At 54.9% G+C, this 16,465-nt stretch carries 16 protein-coding genes and 1 other annotated feature; of the genes, 5 read left to right on the top strand and 11 right to left on the bottom strand.

The window, feature by feature from the left end; translation table 11 throughout:
* Nucleotides 1-48 precede the first annotated feature (48 nt).
* The gene (locus M8Q36_RS17480; protein ID WP_249881723.1) at nt 49-792 is read right to left on the bottom strand and encodes a YciC family protein; all 744 of its coding nucleotides are present in this window, start codon (nt 790-792) and stop codon (nt 49-51) included.
* 24 nt (nt 793-816) lie between these two features.
* On the bottom strand, nt 817-1,221 hold the full coding sequence (locus M8Q36_RS17485) for a YkgJ family cysteine cluster protein (protein ID WP_200550830.1): 405 nt from the start codon (nt 1,219-1,221) through the stop codon (nt 817-819).
* Between the two features lie 281 nt (nt 1,222-1,502).
* On the opposite strand from M8Q36_RS17485, the gene ompW reads away from it, so the two are divergent.
* Nucleotides 1,503-2,138 carry an outer membrane protein OmpW gene (ompW, locus tag M8Q36_RS17490; RefSeq protein WP_200550831.1) on the top strand — a complete coding sequence of 212 codons (636 nt, stop codon included), beginning with the start codon at nt 1,503-1,505 and terminating at the stop codon, nt 2,136-2,138.
* 302 nt (nt 2,139-2,440) lie between these two features.
* Here ompW and M8Q36_RS17495 read toward each other — a convergent pair whose 3' ends face one another.
* The 6 genes from M8Q36_RS17495 to M8Q36_RS17520 form a co-directional block, all read right to left on the bottom strand.
* Complete coding sequence (locus M8Q36_RS17495) at nt 2,441-3,682, bottom strand: chloride channel protein (protein WP_249881724.1); 1,242 nt, start codon at nt 3,680-3,682, stop codon at nt 2,441-2,443.
* A 133-nt stretch (nt 3,683-3,815) separates the two neighbouring features.
* Nucleotides 3,816-4,625: a tryptophan synthase subunit alpha gene (gene trpA / locus M8Q36_RS17500; protein ID WP_249881725.1), complete on the bottom strand. Its 810-nt coding sequence runs from the start codon at nt 4,623-4,625 to the stop codon at nt 3,816-3,818.
* Nucleotides 4,625-5,818 (bottom strand): tryptophan synthase subunit beta, encoded by a 1,194-nt coding sequence (gene trpB, locus M8Q36_RS17505; protein ID WP_249881726.1) that lies wholly within the window; start codon nt 5,816-5,818, stop codon nt 4,625-4,627. Before trpB ends, trpA begins: the two co-directional genes overlap by 1 nt.
* Before the next feature lie 12 nt (nt 5,819-5,830).
* Entirely contained in the window at nt 5,831-7,189 is a 1,359-nt protein-coding gene (gene trpCF, locus M8Q36_RS17510) for a bifunctional indole-3-glycerol-phosphate synthase TrpC/phosphoribosylanthranilate isomerase TrpF (RefSeq protein ID WP_249881727.1), read from the bottom strand.
* A 3-nt stretch (nt 7,190-7,192) separates the two neighbouring features.
* Complete coding sequence (gene trpD, locus M8Q36_RS17515) at nt 7,193-8,788, bottom strand: bifunctional anthranilate synthase glutamate amidotransferase component TrpG/anthranilate phosphoribosyltransferase TrpD (RefSeq protein WP_249881728.1); 1,596 nt, start codon at nt 8,786-8,788, stop codon at nt 7,193-7,195.
* The gene (locus M8Q36_RS17520; RefSeq protein WP_249881729.1) at nt 8,788-10,350 is read right to left on the bottom strand and encodes an anthranilate synthase component 1; all 1,563 of its coding nucleotides are present in this window, start codon (nt 10,348-10,350) and stop codon (nt 8,788-8,790) included. Before M8Q36_RS17520 ends, trpD begins: the two co-directional genes overlap by 1 nt.
* A gap of 26 nt (nt 10,351-10,376) precedes the next feature.
* Nucleotides 10,377-10,471, bottom strand: a sequence feature (Trp leader region).
* 160 nt (nt 10,472-10,631) lie between these two features.
* On the opposite strand from M8Q36_RS17520, the gene rnm reads away from it, so the two are divergent.
* The 3 genes from rnm to rluB all read left to right on the top strand — a co-directional run bounded on the left by rnm (nt 10,632) and on the right by rluB (nt 13,120).
* A complete protein-coding gene (rnm, locus tag M8Q36_RS17525; protein WP_249881730.1) occupies nt 10,632-11,513 on the top strand; it encodes an RNase RNM in 882 nt (293 codons plus the stop codon).
* Complete coding sequence (locus M8Q36_RS17530) at nt 11,510-12,130, top strand: L-threonylcarbamoyladenylate synthase (RefSeq protein ID WP_016495863.1); 621 nt, start codon at nt 11,510-11,512, stop codon at nt 12,128-12,130. The genes rnm and M8Q36_RS17530 overlap by 4 nt, the downstream gene beginning before the upstream one ends.
* 99 nt (nt 12,131-12,229) lie before the next feature.
* Nucleotides 12,230-13,120: a 23S rRNA pseudouridine(2605) synthase RluB gene (gene rluB / locus M8Q36_RS17535; protein WP_249881731.1), complete on the top strand. Its 891-nt coding sequence runs from the start codon at nt 12,230-12,232 to the stop codon at nt 13,118-13,120.
* Nucleotides 13,121-13,319: 199 nt separating this feature from the next.
* Here rluB and cobO read toward each other — a convergent pair whose 3' ends face one another.
* Together cobO and M8Q36_RS17545 are read right to left on the bottom strand one after the other, a co-directional pair.
* Entirely contained in the window at nt 13,320-13,910 is a 591-nt protein-coding gene (gene cobO, locus M8Q36_RS17540) for a cob(I)yrinic acid a,c-diamide adenosyltransferase (RefSeq protein ID WP_016495866.1), read from the bottom strand.
* Nucleotides 13,907-14,662 (bottom strand): YciK family oxidoreductase, encoded by a 756-nt coding sequence (locus tag M8Q36_RS17545; RefSeq protein WP_249881732.1) that lies wholly within the window; start codon nt 14,660-14,662, stop codon nt 13,907-13,909. The genes cobO and M8Q36_RS17545 overlap by 4 nt, the downstream gene beginning before the upstream one ends.
* A 214-nt stretch (nt 14,663-14,876) precedes the next feature.
* Between M8Q36_RS17545 and sohB the strand changes: the two genes are divergently transcribed.
* Nucleotides 14,877-15,923, top strand: a complete 1,047-nt coding sequence (gene sohB / locus M8Q36_RS17550) for a protease SohB (RefSeq protein ID WP_249881733.1) — start codon at nt 14,877-14,879, stop codon at nt 15,921-15,923.
* A gap of 30 nt (nt 15,924-15,953) precedes the next feature.
* Here sohB and M8Q36_RS17555 read toward each other — a convergent pair whose 3' ends face one another.
* Nucleotides 15,954-16,205, bottom strand: coding sequence for a YciN family protein (locus M8Q36_RS17555; RefSeq protein WP_131413342.1), 252 nt, complete (start codon nt 16,203-16,205; stop codon nt 15,954-15,956).
* Nucleotides 16,206-16,465 lie beyond the last annotated feature (260 nt).

Below are 16,465 nucleotides of genomic sequence, written 5' to 3' on the forward strand. Positions count from 1 at the left end.
CGATTCCATCATAAGGGGGTTGCCCGCAGACGCAGGCAACCGGAACAATCACGAACGCATCAACATATAGAGGCGGAACAGATAAACCAGCAGCGCCGCTGAAATCAGGTTGCTCAGCGTATTGGCAATCACTTCGCCGCCTTCCACAGTGAACACCGCAAAGTTATGTGCGAACAGCAGCAGGAAAGTTTTCGCCAGCAACCATCCTATTACCGCCGGAGCCACAAGACGCATATTCGCCCAGGCAAGGCGCATGCTGTTACGCATGGCAGCGAAAATCCCTGTTTTATCCTGCACCACTATCACCGGGGCGAACGCGAGCAGGATCGCCAGAATGACGCCCGGGACAATCACAAACATGATGCCAATTTGCACGATAAACGTGGTCAGCAGGATCAGTAAAAATAGCTTCGGCAACAGTGGCGCACTGGCACCAATCGCCCGCAAGGCGCTGATACGCTGACCCGCAGAAATCATCTGGATCATCAGCAGCACACCACCGACGAGAATGGCGTTGCCCACAAGCCCGGAAAATGTCGACGCCGCAGAGGCGCGCAGCAGCACTTGTTGCTGCTCAGGCGTCATATTCTGCACCAGTTCAAACAACCCGACGCTGCCTGCGAGATTATCCCCTTCACTTAAAATGGAGAGTTGCTCATCACTGGGCTTAAAGGCGCTCCCCAGCAAGAACGTGATAAACGCACAAAGCAACGCGATCAGTAAAATGGTAACGAACTGATTGCGAAAAAAATTCCCCGTGTCACGGTAAACGGACTTCGCCGTGATAGACATGCACTCTCCTTGAGTATAGCGGTGTTAAATTGCGGGCAATTGTACCCCGAATACACTCTCAGTGGCAGCATCGCTGCTTGTATGGAAAAGCATATCTTTGTAAAGAGGCGCTAAACCGTAGCGCGCTCGCGCCCGATCGCAGGCCTCATTGACCTTTCCCTCTTCGCCGGACATCGCAAATTCCCGGCAGGGCGACGGTCTGTTCGCATAAATACTGCAACTGGCCGACTCGCCGGGCGTACCTTGCAGTGCCGTGCAACGGCTCTGCTTTTGATTGGTTCCGCTCATGCAGCGCAGAAACGGGGTTAGCGGCTCGGTGAGTTGGGCCGGGACAGGGCCGCCAGCGTCATCCGCTTCTGCCCAGTAGAAAGAGACTCGAAAATACGCACAACAGGCTCCGCACGACATGCACGGATTGATATCACTCATAGCGCACCTGCATTTAACGACGCATCAACATAAATTGTCAGGCCAATAAATTATCGCTGCCGAAGAATGCGCACAAGATGGGCGAACAGGTATTTTTTTAGCCACCTCACAAAGCGAAAATTGATTTAAATACAAAAGTTAATGAGTGTAACGAGTAGTGAAAATTAACCCAGATCAATGAATGTTAAATTACGGGGTCAAGTGTGATCTGTGTTGGATCACTTTGTACTCAGTTATAGGTATATTCACGGCGCGATAAAAACCTTAAACATGGAGTGGATATGAAGAAATTAGCCGTGGCAGCATTGATCCTGAGTAGTCTTTCTACGGGTGTATACGCGCATGAAGCTGGCGAGTTTTTCATTCGAGCCGGTTCCGCGACGGTACGTCCGACGGAAGGTTCAGATAATGTTTTAGGCGCTCTGGGCAGTTTTAATGTCAGCAACAACACCCAACTTGGTGTGACGATGAGCTGGATGGCGACCGACAATATCGGCGTCGAATTACTGGCCGCGACGCCGTTTCGCCACCGCGTTGGCACCGGTCCAACCGGCGACATCGCCACTGTGCACCACCTGCCGCCGACATTAATGGCGCAGTGGTATTTCGGTGATTCACAGAGCAAATTGCGCCCATACCTTGGGGCAGGCGTAAACTACACCACTTTCTTTGATGAGAAATTTAACGATACCGGGAAAGAGGCCGGGCTGTCGGATTTGAGCCTGAAAGACTCCTGGGGCGTGGCAGGGCAAGCTGGTCTGGATTACTTAATCAACCGTAACTGGCTGATTAACATGTCCGTATGGTGGATGGATATCGATACGGATGTGCGTTTTAAAGCGAATGGTGAGCAACAAAGCGTACATACTCGCCTGGATCCGTGGGTGTTTATGTTCTCTGCCGGTTATCGTTTTTAAGCGTATTGTGGAAACTGGTTTCTCGATAACCAGTTTCCACGCATTTCTGCACCACATCACCATGTGGGTAACTTTAAGTGTATTAAACTGTTCCCCAACACCGTCGCTCTGAGCACATCAGACACAGAGACACCGTAAGCAGCGGGTTAAATTCTCATTTGTTCAGACACAATGTTGTGCAACCGAAAGCGAAATGACGCATTACGAATGCCAGCGTCTGACCTTCCTTCGCACATCTCTCGGCGCATTCACAACAAGCCTGCTGGCACATTCAGCGCCATAAACGAACGCCCCGAAACGCGCTACTCGCAATAGCGGCAGGTCATATACGCACCCGCAACGCAGAGCGTCAGCGGCACAAAAAAGCTGAAATCCATGCCGGTGAATTCCATCAGCAGCACAATGGCGGTGAGCGGCATTTGCATCGACGAGGCGAGAAAAGCCGCGCCACCGGTCAGCGCGAATTCCGCCATACTGCCATCGGGGAAAAAATGTCCTACCAGCAGGAACATCAGCGCACCCAGCAGGGCACCGATCGCCAGCCCTGGCGTGAGCAGACCGCCTTCGGCTCCGCTGCGTAGCACCATCCAGATACTCAATACTTTCAAGCCAATCAACATGGCCGCCAGCGGCAGCGTAACGCCTCCGCCAAAACTGAGCTGCACCGGACCGCGCCCGTTACCCGGTAATTGTGGAAACCAGATTGCGAGCAAGCCGAGACAGGCAAAAGCGATAATGCAGAAGACCGGCATTTGCCAGTTGGTTTTCACCTTCGCCCGCGCGTTTTTGGTCATCCGCCGGAACCGACTGGCAGCATAGCCGAACAACGGGCCGGACAAGGTTGCCCAGATAATCAGAGAGAGGGGGGCTGTGGGGGCGGTAAAGAGATACTGCCGCTCGTTGCCCAGTACCAGCGATGCCACAAACGCGGCGAGGGCGGAGGTGACAATGGCGGCAATGACCGCATCCCAACTGATTGTTACCAGCAGTACCTCAAGGGTAAAAATCGCGCCAGCTAACGGGACGTTATACACCGCCGCCAGCCCGGCACCGGCGCCGCAGGCGATCACCAGCCGGGTTTCTTGTGCATTTAACCCGATATGCCGTGCGATCCCACCGCCAAACAGGGCACCGACTTCACGCGGTGCGCTTTCACGCCCGAGCGGCGAGCCCATCGCCACGGTAACAACTTGCAAGAGCGCATGAGTTAAGGTGGTGAAAGCAGGCATCGAGCGCTGAACATCTTTTAGCGCAGCGCCAACACTGACGCGTTTTTTGGCATAACGTGCCAGGAGCCACCAGCCCCAGCCAGCCACTACACCCGCAGCAGCAAGAGAAGCAAAACGGCGCAGGGCGCTGGCATCGGTTACGCCCTGCAGAAATGGGGCGCCACCAATCAGTGATTGCTGGCTATAACCAAAAGCGAGGTGCTGGATGGCATGAAGAAGAAGGGCAATCAACATGCCAGCCGCGCCGGAAAGCAACCCGGTCAGTAACAGGGCCAGCCAGCGACGTTGCCAGCAGGAATCAGGGAACTCACGCATGGTGTATTTATCGGTCTCATAATTTTTAGGATTATTATTCCACAGAAAATATGAACCTTTTAACAATGCGTCAGGAAAAACGTGCGGATAAACAGGAAAGTACACCGCCTGAATCAACAGGCGGTGCGGGGGGTTAACGCGGCAAAGTAGCGCCTTTCAGGCTTTGCACAAAGGCTTTCAGTTCAGCCAGCATAGCCGTTGGGTTGGCGAGGTTTTTCTCAATGATTTTCACAATCGCGGAACCGGAAATCGCGCCGGCGGCACCTGCTTCTACGGCAGCGCTCACCTGCTCCGGTGCGGAAATACCGAAACCCTGCAGCGCAGGCGCAGCGTGATACTCGGTCAGTTTTTCCACCAGATGGTGCAGTGGCAGCGCCGCACGGTTTTCCGCGCCCGTGACCCCGGCGCGCGAAAGCAGGTAGGTGTATCCCCGGCCATAAGAGGCTATCTGGCGCAGCAGATCGTCGTTCGCGTTTGGCGGGCAAATAAAGATGGGAGCGATATTATGGCGCAAAGCCGCCTGGCGGAACGGTGCGGACTCTTCAATCGGCACATCCGCCACCAGCACAGAATCGACGCCGACTTTTGCGCACTGGGCATAGAATTCGTCAATTCCCCGGCTGAAAACCAGGTTGGCGTACATCAGCAAGCCAATGGGGATCGTTGGGTGTTTCTGGCGAATAGCCGCCAGCATTTCGAAACATTGTGACGGTGTCACGCCTGCGGCAAAGGCGCGCAGCGTGGCGTTTTGAATGGTTGGACCGTCCGCCAGCGGGTCGGAAAACGGTATCCCCAGCTCAAGTGCATCCGCACCCGCTTCAATCAGCGTATCAATGATTTTTAGCGACAGTTCCGGGGACGGATCGCCCAGCGTGACGAAGGGAACGAATGCACCTTCTTTGCGCGCGCTCAGCTGTTTAAATACATTGTCATAGCGTTCCATCAGATTTCCCCTCGCGCTTTCAGGATGTCATGTACGGTAAAAATGTCTTTGTCGCCGCGCCCGGAAAGGTTAACCACCAGCAACTGCTCTTTGTCCGGGTTCTCGCGCATCATTTTTAACGCATGGGCGAGGGCGTGCGAGGATTCCAGTGCCGGAATGATGCCTTCATGGCGGCACAGGGTTTTGAAGGCTTCCAGCGCTTCATCATCGGTGATGGAAACATAATCGGCACGACCCGTACTGTTAAGGTACGCATGCTGCGGCCCGACAGACGGGAAATCGAGACCCGCAGAAATAGAGTAAGACTCCTCGATCTGGCCTTCATCTGTCTGCATCATCGGCGATTTCATGCCAAAATAGATGCCAACGCGGCCATGTTTCAGCGGTGCGCCGTGCTCGCCAGTTTCAATACCGTGACCCGCCGGTTCGACACCAATCAGGCCGACAGAGGTTTCGTCGATAAAATCGGCAAACATACCGATCGCGTTAGAACCACCGCCCACACAGGCGATAACTGCATCCGGCAGACGCCCCTCTTTTTCAAGGATCTGCGCTTTGGTCTCTTCGCCAATCATGCGCTGGAACTCGCGCACAATGGTCGGGAAAGGGTGCGGACCCGCCGCAGTGCCCAGCATATAGTGCGCGGTTTCATAGCTACCAGACCAGTCGCGCAGCGCCTCGTTACAGGCATCTTTCAGCGTGGCGGAACCGCTATGTACCGGGATCACTTCCGCGCCCATTAAGCGCATGCGGAACACGTTTGGTGACTGGCGTTCCACATCTTTTGCACCCATATAGATGCGACATTTCAGTCCCAGCAGGGCGCTCGCCAGCGCCGAGGCCACGCCATGCTGACCGGCCCCCGTTTCGGCGATAATTTCGGTTTTGCCCATACGTTTTGCCAGCAGCGCCTGACCCAGCACCTGGTTGGTTTTGTGCGCGCCGCCATGGAGCAAATCTTCACGCTTGAGGTAAAGCGTGGTGCGCGTACCGGCAGTAATGTTCTGGCATTTGGTCAGCGCGGTCGGACGTCCGGCATAGTTTTTCAGCAGGTCGTTAAATTGTTGCTGAAATTCGGCATCGCTCTGTGCGCTGACAAAGGCTTCTTCGAGCTGGCGCAGCGCTGGCATCAGGATTTGCGGAACGAACATTCCGCCAAACTCGCCAAAATAGGGATTCAGTAGTGTCGTCATTATCTTCTTTCCTTAATAAGCGCGCAGTGTGCGGAAAACCGAGGCCAGTTTGCTGGCATCTTTGATACCCGGTTCCGACTCCACGCCTGAATTAAAATCGAGTCCGGCACAGCCGGTTTTGGCCGCCTGCACGCAATTGTCTGCGCTCAGGCCACCAGCAAGAATCACATTATCCAGCGGTTCGCCTGCCAGCAGCGACCAGTCGAAACTTTTACCGCTGCCGCCCTGGCCGTTATCAAACACATATTTATCGACCTGCCGGAAGCGCCGCGCGGGCAGGCTGTCGCCAACGCTGAGTGCTTTCCAGATTTGCGTCTTCGCCGGCAGACGCTCGCGCAGCGTATCGATATAGGCCTGGTCTTCATCGCCGTGCAGTTGGACGGCTACCAGATTGAGCACGTTAACTTTCGCCACCACCTCTTCGGGCGCGGCATTACGGAACACACCAACATATTGCAGCGGCGCGGCCTGCATCACCGCTTGTGCTTGCGCTTGCGTTACGGCGCGTGGGGAGCTGGCAACGAAGATCAAGCCGCCATAAATTGCACCGGCCTGATGAGCCGCCTGCGCGTCCTGGGGGCGGGTCAGCCCGCACACTTTGTTTTCACCCAGCAAAACACGTTTCACCGCTGCATCGAGATCGTCATGGGACATCAGCGCGGAGCCAATCAGGAAACCATTGGCAAAATGGCTGAGCTCACGCACCTGAGCATAGGTATTGATGCCAGATTCGCTGATGACCGTCACACCAGTGCCAAGGCGCGGAGCAAGCTCACGGGTGCGGTTCAAATCGATGGACAGGTCGCGCAGGTCACGGTTGTTGATGCCGACGACCTTCGCTTCCAGCGCGATAGCGCGCTGCAGTTCTTCTTCATTACTGACTTCCGTCAGCACGCCCATATTCAGACTGTGCGCGACGGCGGCAAGCTGGCGGTACTGCGCATCGTCGAGTACCGAAAGCATCAGCAGGCACGCATCTGCCTGGTAGTAACGCGCCAGGTAAATCTGATAAGCGTCGATAATAAAGTCTTTGCACAGGATTGGCTGCGGCGCGATGCCGCTGACAATCGGCAGAAAATCAAAACTGCCCTGGAAATATTTCTCATCCGTCAGCACGGAAATTGCCGACGCATGATGTTTGTAGATAGACGCAATGCGCGTCGGGTCAAAATCATTGCGGATCACGCCTTTGGAGGGCGAGGCTTTTTTGCACTCCAGGATAAACGCTGTCCGCGTGCCTTGCAGGGCATCGTAGAAGCGACGCGTGCTTGGCTGGACTTCATTCTGAAAACTGGCCAGCGGTTGTTGCTCCTTGCGCGCCGCTACCCATACGGCTTTATCGGCGACGATTTTCGCTAAAACGGTCTGCATTTTTTACCCTCTTGCCGCAAGTGCGGTGACTTTGTCGTAGGCTGCTCCGCTGTGCAGCACATCGAGAACTTTCTGCGCGTTGGCCTGTAAATCCTCTTCGCCGTGCAGACGCATCAGCATGGCGACATTGGCAGCGACGGCGGCTTCATGCGCGGCCTCACCTTTACCCTGGAGTAAGCGTGTCAGAATGTCACGGTTTTCTTCCGGTGTCCCGCCAGCCAGCGCCTCCTGATGGTACGGCGTCAGGCCAAAATCGGTAGCGGTAAGTTGGTAACTTTTGATTTCGCCATCATGCAACTCAGCAACCAGTGTAGGGGCATGCAGTGACACTTCGTCCATGCCGCCGCTATGCACGACTGCCGCACGCTGATAACCGAGGACGCGTAGGGTTTCGGCAATCGGCAGCACCAGCTCCGGACTGTAAACACCGATCAACGCCAGCGGCGGGTGCGCCGGGTTAATCAACGGGCCGAGCACGTTGAACAGGGTACGGGTTTTTAACTGCTGACGGACCGGCATTGCGTGGCGAAAACCGGTGTGATACTTCGGCGCAAACAGGAAACAGACACCCAGCTCATCCAGCGCAGTACGCGATTTATCGGCGTTCATCTCCAGATTGATACCAAATGCCGCCAGCAAATCCGATGAGCCGGAACGGCTCGACACGCTGCGATTGCCGTGTTTGGCAACTTTCAGTCCGCACGCAGCAGCGACAAATGCACTGGCGGTGGAAATATTGATGCTGTTGCTGCCGTCGCCACCGGTGCCGACGATATCGGCAAAAGCATAGTCCGGGCGCGGGAACGGCGCGGCATTCTCCAGCAGTGCGGTGGCCGCTCCGGCAATTTCGTTGGGATGCTCACCGCGAATTTTCATACTCACCAGCGCGGCCGCCAGTTGTTCCGGCTTCAGCTCGCCGCGCACCACCGCAGAGAAAAGCTGGTGGCTCTCCTGCTGGCTGAGAGTTTGCGCCTGATAGAGTTTTTCCAGAATCGGTTGCAGCGTATTCGTCTGCTCCAGTTTTTGCAGCGCCCAGGCCAGCGTTTGTTCCAGCAGACGTGCGCCTTGCGTGGTCAAAATCGACTCCGGGTGGAACTGGAAACCGCAAACGCGATCGGCGTCGTGACGCACCGCCATCACCATGCCGTTAAAATGGGCATTGATGGTTAATCCTGCCGGGATGTTGCTGCCCACCAGTGAGTGGTAACGCGCAACGGGAAGCGGGTTGCTTAACCCCGCGAACATCGCCTGGCCATCGTGTTCGATACTTGAGGCTTTGCCGTGCAGGATTTCACCAGCCTGGCCGACGTAGCCGCCATAGGCTTCAACAATCGCCTGGTGACCGAGGCAGATGCCGATAATCGGTAACTTGCCGCGCATCCGCGTCAGCAGTTCCGGCATGCAGCCCGCTTCAGACGGTGCGCCTGGACCTGGCGAAAGCATCAGCACCGGGTTTTGCATTGTCTGAAGGCGGTCGATCAAGGTCTGCGCCGGAACATGGTTACGGTAAATCACCACGTTGTGTCCGCTCGCACGCAGCTGATCCGCCAGGTTGTAAGTAAAGGAATCGATGTTATCAAGCAGCAGAATGTCAGCCATCAGAAAGTCTCCTGAGCGTGGTGTGCGGTAGCGATAGCGCGCAGAACCGCGCGAGCTTTATTACGGGTTTCATCGGCTTCAGATTGCGCAACGGAATCCAGCACGACACCCGCGCCTGCCTGTACTGTTGCCACACCGTCCTCCACCCACGCAGAACGAATCACGATGCAGGTATCCAGATCGCCATGGGCAGTGAAATAACCCACCGCGCCGCCGTAGCTACCGCGACGTGTGCCTTCCGCTTTGGCGATTAACTGCATTGCGCGCACTTTTGGCGCACCGCTCAATGTCCCCATGTTCATGCAGGCGCGGTAGGCGTGCAGAACGTCAAGATCCTGACGCAGTTCACCCACCACGCGTGAAACCAGGTGCATCACGTAGGAGTAGCGATCGACTTTGGTTAAATCGGCGACATAGCGGCTACCCGGTGTGCAGATGCGCGCCAAATCATTACGCGCCAGATCCACCAGCATTAAGTGTTCTGACAGCTCTTTGTGGTCGGTACACATCTCCAGCTCAATACGGCTGTCGAGATCGCGATCCAGTGAACCATCCGGACGGCGTCCACGCGGACGGGTACCGGCGATAGGGTAGATCTCAATCTGGCGGTTGCTGGCGTCGTATTTCAGCGAGCTTTCCGGTGAGGCACCGAACAGGGTGAAATCGTTATCCTGCATAAAGAACATGTACGGGCTGGGGTTGCTCTTTTTTAACACTTCGTAAGCCGCCAGCGGTGAAGGGCAAGGCAGGGTGAAGCGACGAGACGGTACTACCTGAAAAATCTCGCCCGCGCGAATCGCTTTTTGCATTTCGCGAACCACTGCGCCGTACTCTTCATCACTCTGGTTGCAGTCGCAGCGCATATGTTCAACTTTCTCCACCGGCAACGCCCCGGCCGGGTGATCCAGCTGCTGGCGCAGGGTGTCGATTCGCTGGAGCAGGCGGTCTTTTTCCTCTGCTGAAGGCGTAAACAGGCTTGCCTGGATACGGGTTTGCTGTTTCTGGTGGTCGATCACCAGTAAGGTTTCGGCGAGGTAAAAGCAGTAGTCCGGGCAACGGCGATCGTGCGTAAGCTGCGGTAAATCTTCAAAACCGGCTACCAGGTCATACGCGAACAAGCCGCCGAAGAACATGGCTTCGCGTTCATCGCAAGGGACATCGACCAGGTTTTGTAATAAGCGAAAAGCATCAAACACAGAGAGCGAGCAGAGGCGGGCGTCTTCATCCAGCAGGCTGCTGACCGGCGGGAATCGCAGCTCGCGCCCATCGGGGAGCAGGGTGTTTTCAACACCGGCCGGAAGGGCGTTATCCAGCAGCGCCAGGAGTGCTGCTCCATTTTCAGTTAATGCTGTAATAGTGACAGTGTCACCAAGCGCGGTGATACGCAACGCGCTATCAACCAACAGCAGGCTTTTTAAGTCACTTTTACTGTCAATATCCGCTGATTCCAGCAGCAGGGTTGCCGGGCGGGCAGCGCATAATTGATGGAACAATGCCGTCGGGTTACTGCGGTAGCTGGCGTTACTGGTCAGAAGTTCGAGTGCTGGTTTTTGCGTTTGCATAGTCGCTCTCATTATTTATTTTGTTCAAAAAAAAGCCCGCTGGGTGAGCGGGCCTGGTATCGGTATGCTGAATGCGCACGTGATCTCACAGCCCTTGTCAGGGAGTGCGCCACCAGCGAGTAACAGAGAAATGTGCATTCATGTTTGCGATACCTTGTTGTGTGAACTTGCGTACTAGTTAACTGGTTCAGGAAAAGAAAGTCAACCTCGAATTCAGAAAATATTCTCTGGACTGTATGATAGGCGACAAACCGACGTCCATATGAATTAGCGGAGCCGCTTTGAGCGACACGAATTACGCCATTATTTACGATCTTCACAGCCATACGACGGCCTCTGACGGTCTGCTTTCCCCGGAACAACTGGTGCATCGCGCGGTAGAAATGCGCGTCGGTACGCTGGCGATAACCGACCACGATACCACCGATGCCATTCCTGCTGCCCGTACGGAAATTGTCCGTGCCGGGCTGGATTTGCAGCTTATCAGCGGTGTGGAGATCTCCACCGTCTGGGAAAACCACGAAATACATATTGTTGGTCTGAATATTGATATTGACCACCCGACGCTGCGTACTTTTTTGCAGGCGCAATCTGAACGCCGGGTCCAGCGGGCGAAACTGATTGCTGAGCGTTTAGAAAAAGCGCACATTCCCGGTGCGTGGGAAGGCGCTCAACGGCTGGCGCAGGGGGCGAACGTAACGCGCGGACACTTTGCCCGTTTCCTGGTGGAACAGGGCAAAGCGAACAATATTGCCGATGTGTTTAAAAAGTATCTGGCACGGGGCAAAACGGGATACGTTCCTCCCCAGTGGTGTACAATAGAACAAACTATTGATGTGATTCATCATTCTGGCGGAACGGCGGTAATGGCCCATCCGGGTCGTTATAACCTTTCTGCTAAATGGCTGAAAAGGCTGCTGGCGTATTTTGCACAGTGCGGCGGTGAGGCGATGGAAGTCGCCCAATGCCAGCAGGCTCCCAACGAGCGAACGCAGCTCGCCGCGTATGCCCGTCAGTTTGGTTTACTGGCGTCGCAAGGCTCTGATTTCCATCAGCCTTGCCCCTGGATTGAACTGGGGCGCAAACTCTGGCTTCCGGCCGGTGTTGAGGGCGTATGGCTGAAATGGGAGCAGCCGCAACAGAACAGAGAGAGGGAAGTATGAGTCAATTTTTTTATATTCATCCGGAAAACCCCCAGCCGCGGTTGATTAACCAGGCGGTCGAAATTGTGCGTAAAGGCGGGGTCATCGTTTACCCCACCGATTCCGGTTATGCGTTGGGCTGTAAAATTGAAGACAAAGGGGCGATGGAGCGTATTTGCCGCATTCGTCACCTGCCGGATGGCCACAACTTTACGCTGATGTGCCGCGATTTATCGGAGCTGTCGACGTATGCCTTTGTCGATAACGTGGCTTTTCGTCTGATTAAAAATAATACGCCCGGCAATTACACGTTTATCCTGAAAGGGACAAAAGAGGTGCCGCGCCGTTTATTACAGGAAAAACGCAAAACGATTGGTCTGCGCGTACCGTCAAACCCGATTGCGCTGGCGCTGCTGGAAACGCTCAACGAACCGATGCTGTCCACCTCGTTAATGCTGCCGGGCAGTGATTTTACCGAATCCGATCCAGATGAAATTAAAGATCGGCTGGAAAAAGTGGTGGATTTAATCATCCACGGTGGCTATCTCGGCCAGCAACCGACGACAGTGGTCGATTTAACCGAATCGACACCCGAGGTTATTCGCGAAGGGGTTGGCGACGTTAAGCCTTTCTTATAGTGGCACAAGCCGCTATACTACGCGGCCATTTCAGCAGCGGCGTTGCCGACCTGATGACCCTATTCGACGCCTGTGAAGGCGACACCTGAAGGAAGCTCTATGAGCGAGAAACTACAGAAAGTGCTGGCGCGAGCTGGCCACGGTTCCCGCCGTGAAATCGAATCTATTATTGAGGCTGGACGCGTCAGCGTGGACGGCAAAATCGCCACACTGGGCGATCGCGTGGAAGTGACGTCTGCTCTGAAAATCCGTATCGACGGTCACCTTATTTCGGTGAAAGAGTCCGTGGAGCAGATCTGCCGCGTGCTGGCGTACTACAAACCGGAAGGCGAGCTCTGTACGCGTAACGATCCGGAAGGACGCCCGACTGTTTTTGATCGTCTACCGAAACTGCGCGGCGCGCGCTGGATCGCGGTAGGTCGTCTCGACGTAAATACCTGCGGTCTGTTGCTGTTTACCACCGATGGTGAACTGGCGAACCGCCTGATGCACCCGAGCCGTGAAGTTGAGCGTGAATACGCGGTACGTGTTTTTGGCGAAGTTGATGACGCGAAGTTGCGCGATCTGTCGCGCGGTGTGCAGCTGGAAGATGGCCCGGCGGCGTTTAAAACCATCAAGTTCAGCGGTGGTGAAGGCATTAACCAGTGGTATAACGTCACCCTAACCGAAGGGCGCAACCGTGAAGTGCGTCGCCTGTGGGAAGCGGTTGGCGTACAGGTTAGCCGCCTGATCCGCGTACGTTACGGTGATATTCCGCTGCCAAAAGGGTTGCCTCGCGGCGGCTGGACGGAACTCGATCTGGCGCAAACTAACTACCTGCGTGAGCTGGTGGGGCTGGACGCGGAAACGCAATCCAAAGTGGCCGTTGAGAAAGATCGCCGTCGCATGAAAGCGAATCAGATCCGCCGCGCGGTGAAACGCCACAGCCAGCCGGCTGGCAAGTCCGGTGGTGGTCGTCGCCCCGGCAGTACGCGTAATAAAAACGACTGATCTTAATAAAGCATAAGAGAAAAGGGGCGAAAGCCCCTTTTTTGTTGCTAACCGAAAACCTTGGATGTGAATCTGATTTGGTTCAGCCCGATCGCTTGCGTAAAATCTCACGCGCTGTCTGTAGCTGCTTGCTAAGGTCTCCGGACCGGTCTCCGGGGCAAAAAAGCGCTGCCTGCAATGACGGCAGCCTTACGTTGCGTCAGTAATCGATACCTTGTTGCGCTTTTACACCTGCTTCAAAAGCGTGTTTCACCGGACGCAATTCGCTGACGGTATCCGCCAGGTCAAGAATATCGCGGTGGCAGCCGCGTCCGGTGATAATCACCGTCTGGTTTGCCGGGCGTTTGCGTAACGCGTCAAGTACCGTTTCCAGCGGCAGGTAATCATACGCCACCATATAGGTCAGTTCATCCAGCAGCACCATATCCAGCGCAGGATCGGCCAGCATTCGTTCGGCATGTTGCCAGACTGCCAGACACGCAGCGGTGTCGCTTTCGCGGTTTTGCGTGTCCCAGGTAAAACCGGTTGCCATCACCTGGAATTCCACGCCCAGCGGTTCCAGCAGGTTGCGTTCGCCATTCGGCCACGTCCCTTTGATAAACTGAATGGCGCCCACTTTTTTACCATGGCCGACTGCGCGTGTTGCTGTGCCGAATGCGGCGGTGGTTTTCCCTTTACCGTTTCCGGTAAAAACAATAATGATCCCGCGTTCATCCTGTGCAGCAGCGACGCGCGCATCGACACGCTCTTTTACGCGCTGCTGACGCTGCTGATATCGTTCTTCGCTCATTGTGAAATTCCTGGTTTGCGACCCGGTTGGGCATCAAAACTCATACCGGTTTTACGGCGGCTGTCATCGCCCATCAGCCACAGATAAAGCGGCATAATATCGGCGGGGGTTTTCAGTTTGTCTGGATCTTCGGTCGGAAAGGCGCTGGTCCGCATTTTGGTGCGCGTACCGCCAGGGTTAATACAGTTAACCCGCACACGGTTTTGATACTCTTCGGCCAGCACCTGCATCATCCCTTCGGTGGCAAATTTCGACACAGCATAAGCGCCCCAGTTAGCACGTCCCTGGCGGCCAACGCTCGAGGAGGTGAAAACCAGAGAGCCGCAGTCCGATTTAAGTAATAAAGGAAGAAGCGCCTGGGTGAGATAAAAGGTGGCATTCACGTTGACCTGCATCACCTCGTTCCAGACTGCCGGAACCTGCTCGATCATTGGCGATACATCCCCGAGTAAACCGGCATTGTGCAATACACCGTCCAGACGCGGTACGGTGGCCGCAATGGTACCAGCCAGTTGCTGGCACATTTCCGGGGTGCAGTTTGCCATATCCAGGGTAAACCACTGCGCTTGCTGGCCTTCTTGTTCAATATCGCGCGCAACCTGCTGCAGTTTCGCTTCGTTTCGGCCCAGCAGAATGAGGCTCGCGCCGTGGCGGGCGTAGGTCAGCGCCGCTTCTTTACCGATGCCGTCGCTGGCACCGGTCACCAGAATGATGCGATCGTTTAACAAATCGCGTTGTGGCTGATAATGCACACTCTCTCCTCAGGCCGGAGCCTGTTATCGCCTTCACATGTTGGCTTTATGCCTTAAACAGAGGGCTATTTCAATCAGCCTGCGGGAAGGTTGCGCAACCTTTACGAAAAAATTCAGCAACATGGCACATTGTACCAATGGCTTACGCGAGACGTGCCAGCATCGCTCATGTACACTGGTGCGATTGTCGAGTGGTGTAATCGAGGTGGTATGCATGGAATTACTGTCTGAGTATGGCCTGTTTCTGGCCAAAATCGCGACTGTCGTCGTGGCGATTGCTGTTGTGGCCGTGCTGATTGTTAATTTGACACAGCGCAAACGCCAGCGGGGAGAACTGAAAATCACCCGTTTGAGTGAGCAATATAAAGAGATGCAGGAGGAGATGTCGGTCTCCTTGCTGGATGATCACCAACAGAAACACTGGCACAAAGCGCAGAAGAAAAAACTGAAGCTGGAAGCGAAAGCGGCAAAAGCGAAGGCGAAGGCTGGCGAACAGCAAGACAAAGGCGCGCCGCGTGCCTATGTGCTCGATTTCAAAGGCAGCATGGACGCGGGCGAAGTCAATGCATTGCGTGAAGAGATTACGGCAGTGCTGGCGGTGGCAACGCCGCAGGATCAAGTCGTTGTGCGCCTTGAAAGCCCTGGTGGTGTGGTACATGGCTACGGTCTTGCCGCTTCCCAGTTACAACGTTTGCGCGACAAGCATATCCCGTTGACCATCGCCGTCGACAAAGTGGCTGCTAGTGGCGGCTATATGATGGCTTGCGTGGCCGATAAAATTGTTGCGGCACCGTTCGCGATCATCGGGTCTATCGGCGTGGTAGCGCAGATCCCCAACTTTAACCGCTTCCTCAAAAGCAAAGAGATCGACATTGAGCTGCACACGGCGGGTCAGTTCAAACGTACGCTGACACTGCTTGGTGAAAACACGGAAGAAGGGCGGCAGAAATTTCGCGAGAGCCTGAACGAAACTCACGATCTGTTTAAAGGTTTTGTTCACCAGATGCGGCCTGAACTGGATATTGAAAGCGTGGCGACGGGTGAGCACTGGTACGGCTCCCAGGCGCTTGATAAAGGATTGATCGACGCTATTGGCACCAGCGATGATCTGCTGCTGGGGCTTATCGAAGATCACGAAGTGATTGGTGTGCGCTATCAGCAGCGTAAAAAACTGATGGAGCGTTTTACGGGCAGTGCGATGGAGAGCATCGATCATTTGCTGATGCGCTGGTGGCAGCGCGGGCAAAAACCAATGATGTAAAAACGCGAGGCTTCGGCCTCGCGTTTTCTTTTAGTCGATCAGATGATATTTTTCAGAAAGCTCATGCGCTAAGTATTTGAACATGTTGAATACCGCTGTACTTTTCGCCGTCGGCAGGCCTTGCTCATCAAGAAAATACTCGCCGCTGAAAACCAGTACGCCGTTACGCTGGCTGACGCCGGTCGCGACGATACCGGATAGCGTGTCTTCATGCTCACTAATCAGTTTATTAGCCAGTTCAAGCAGAGACTGGCGATCGATTGGCTGAGATGTCTCTTGCATTTTTCTACTCCTTAAAAAATTTCGTCAGTTTACCGCTGGCCCGGTTCAGGGGCAAATTTTCCCTGTTTTTGCAAGGGCTTTGCCCGGTCGTTGTGCTGGCGTGATCCGCTTTTGCATGCTAATAAAGTTGCGTAACAAATTTTATCAGGTACAGTGTGACGCTTTCGTCAATCTGGCAACAGATTTGCTTGACATTCGACCGTTATATCGTTGTGCTACTCCGCCCTGGCGCGAAAAAGCCTGTAAACTCAGTCACCTGA

It is taken from the genome of Kosakonia sp. R1.Fl (genome assembly GCF_023516815.1).
GTDB lineage: Bacteria > Pseudomonadota > Gammaproteobacteria > Enterobacterales > Enterobacteriaceae > Kosakonia.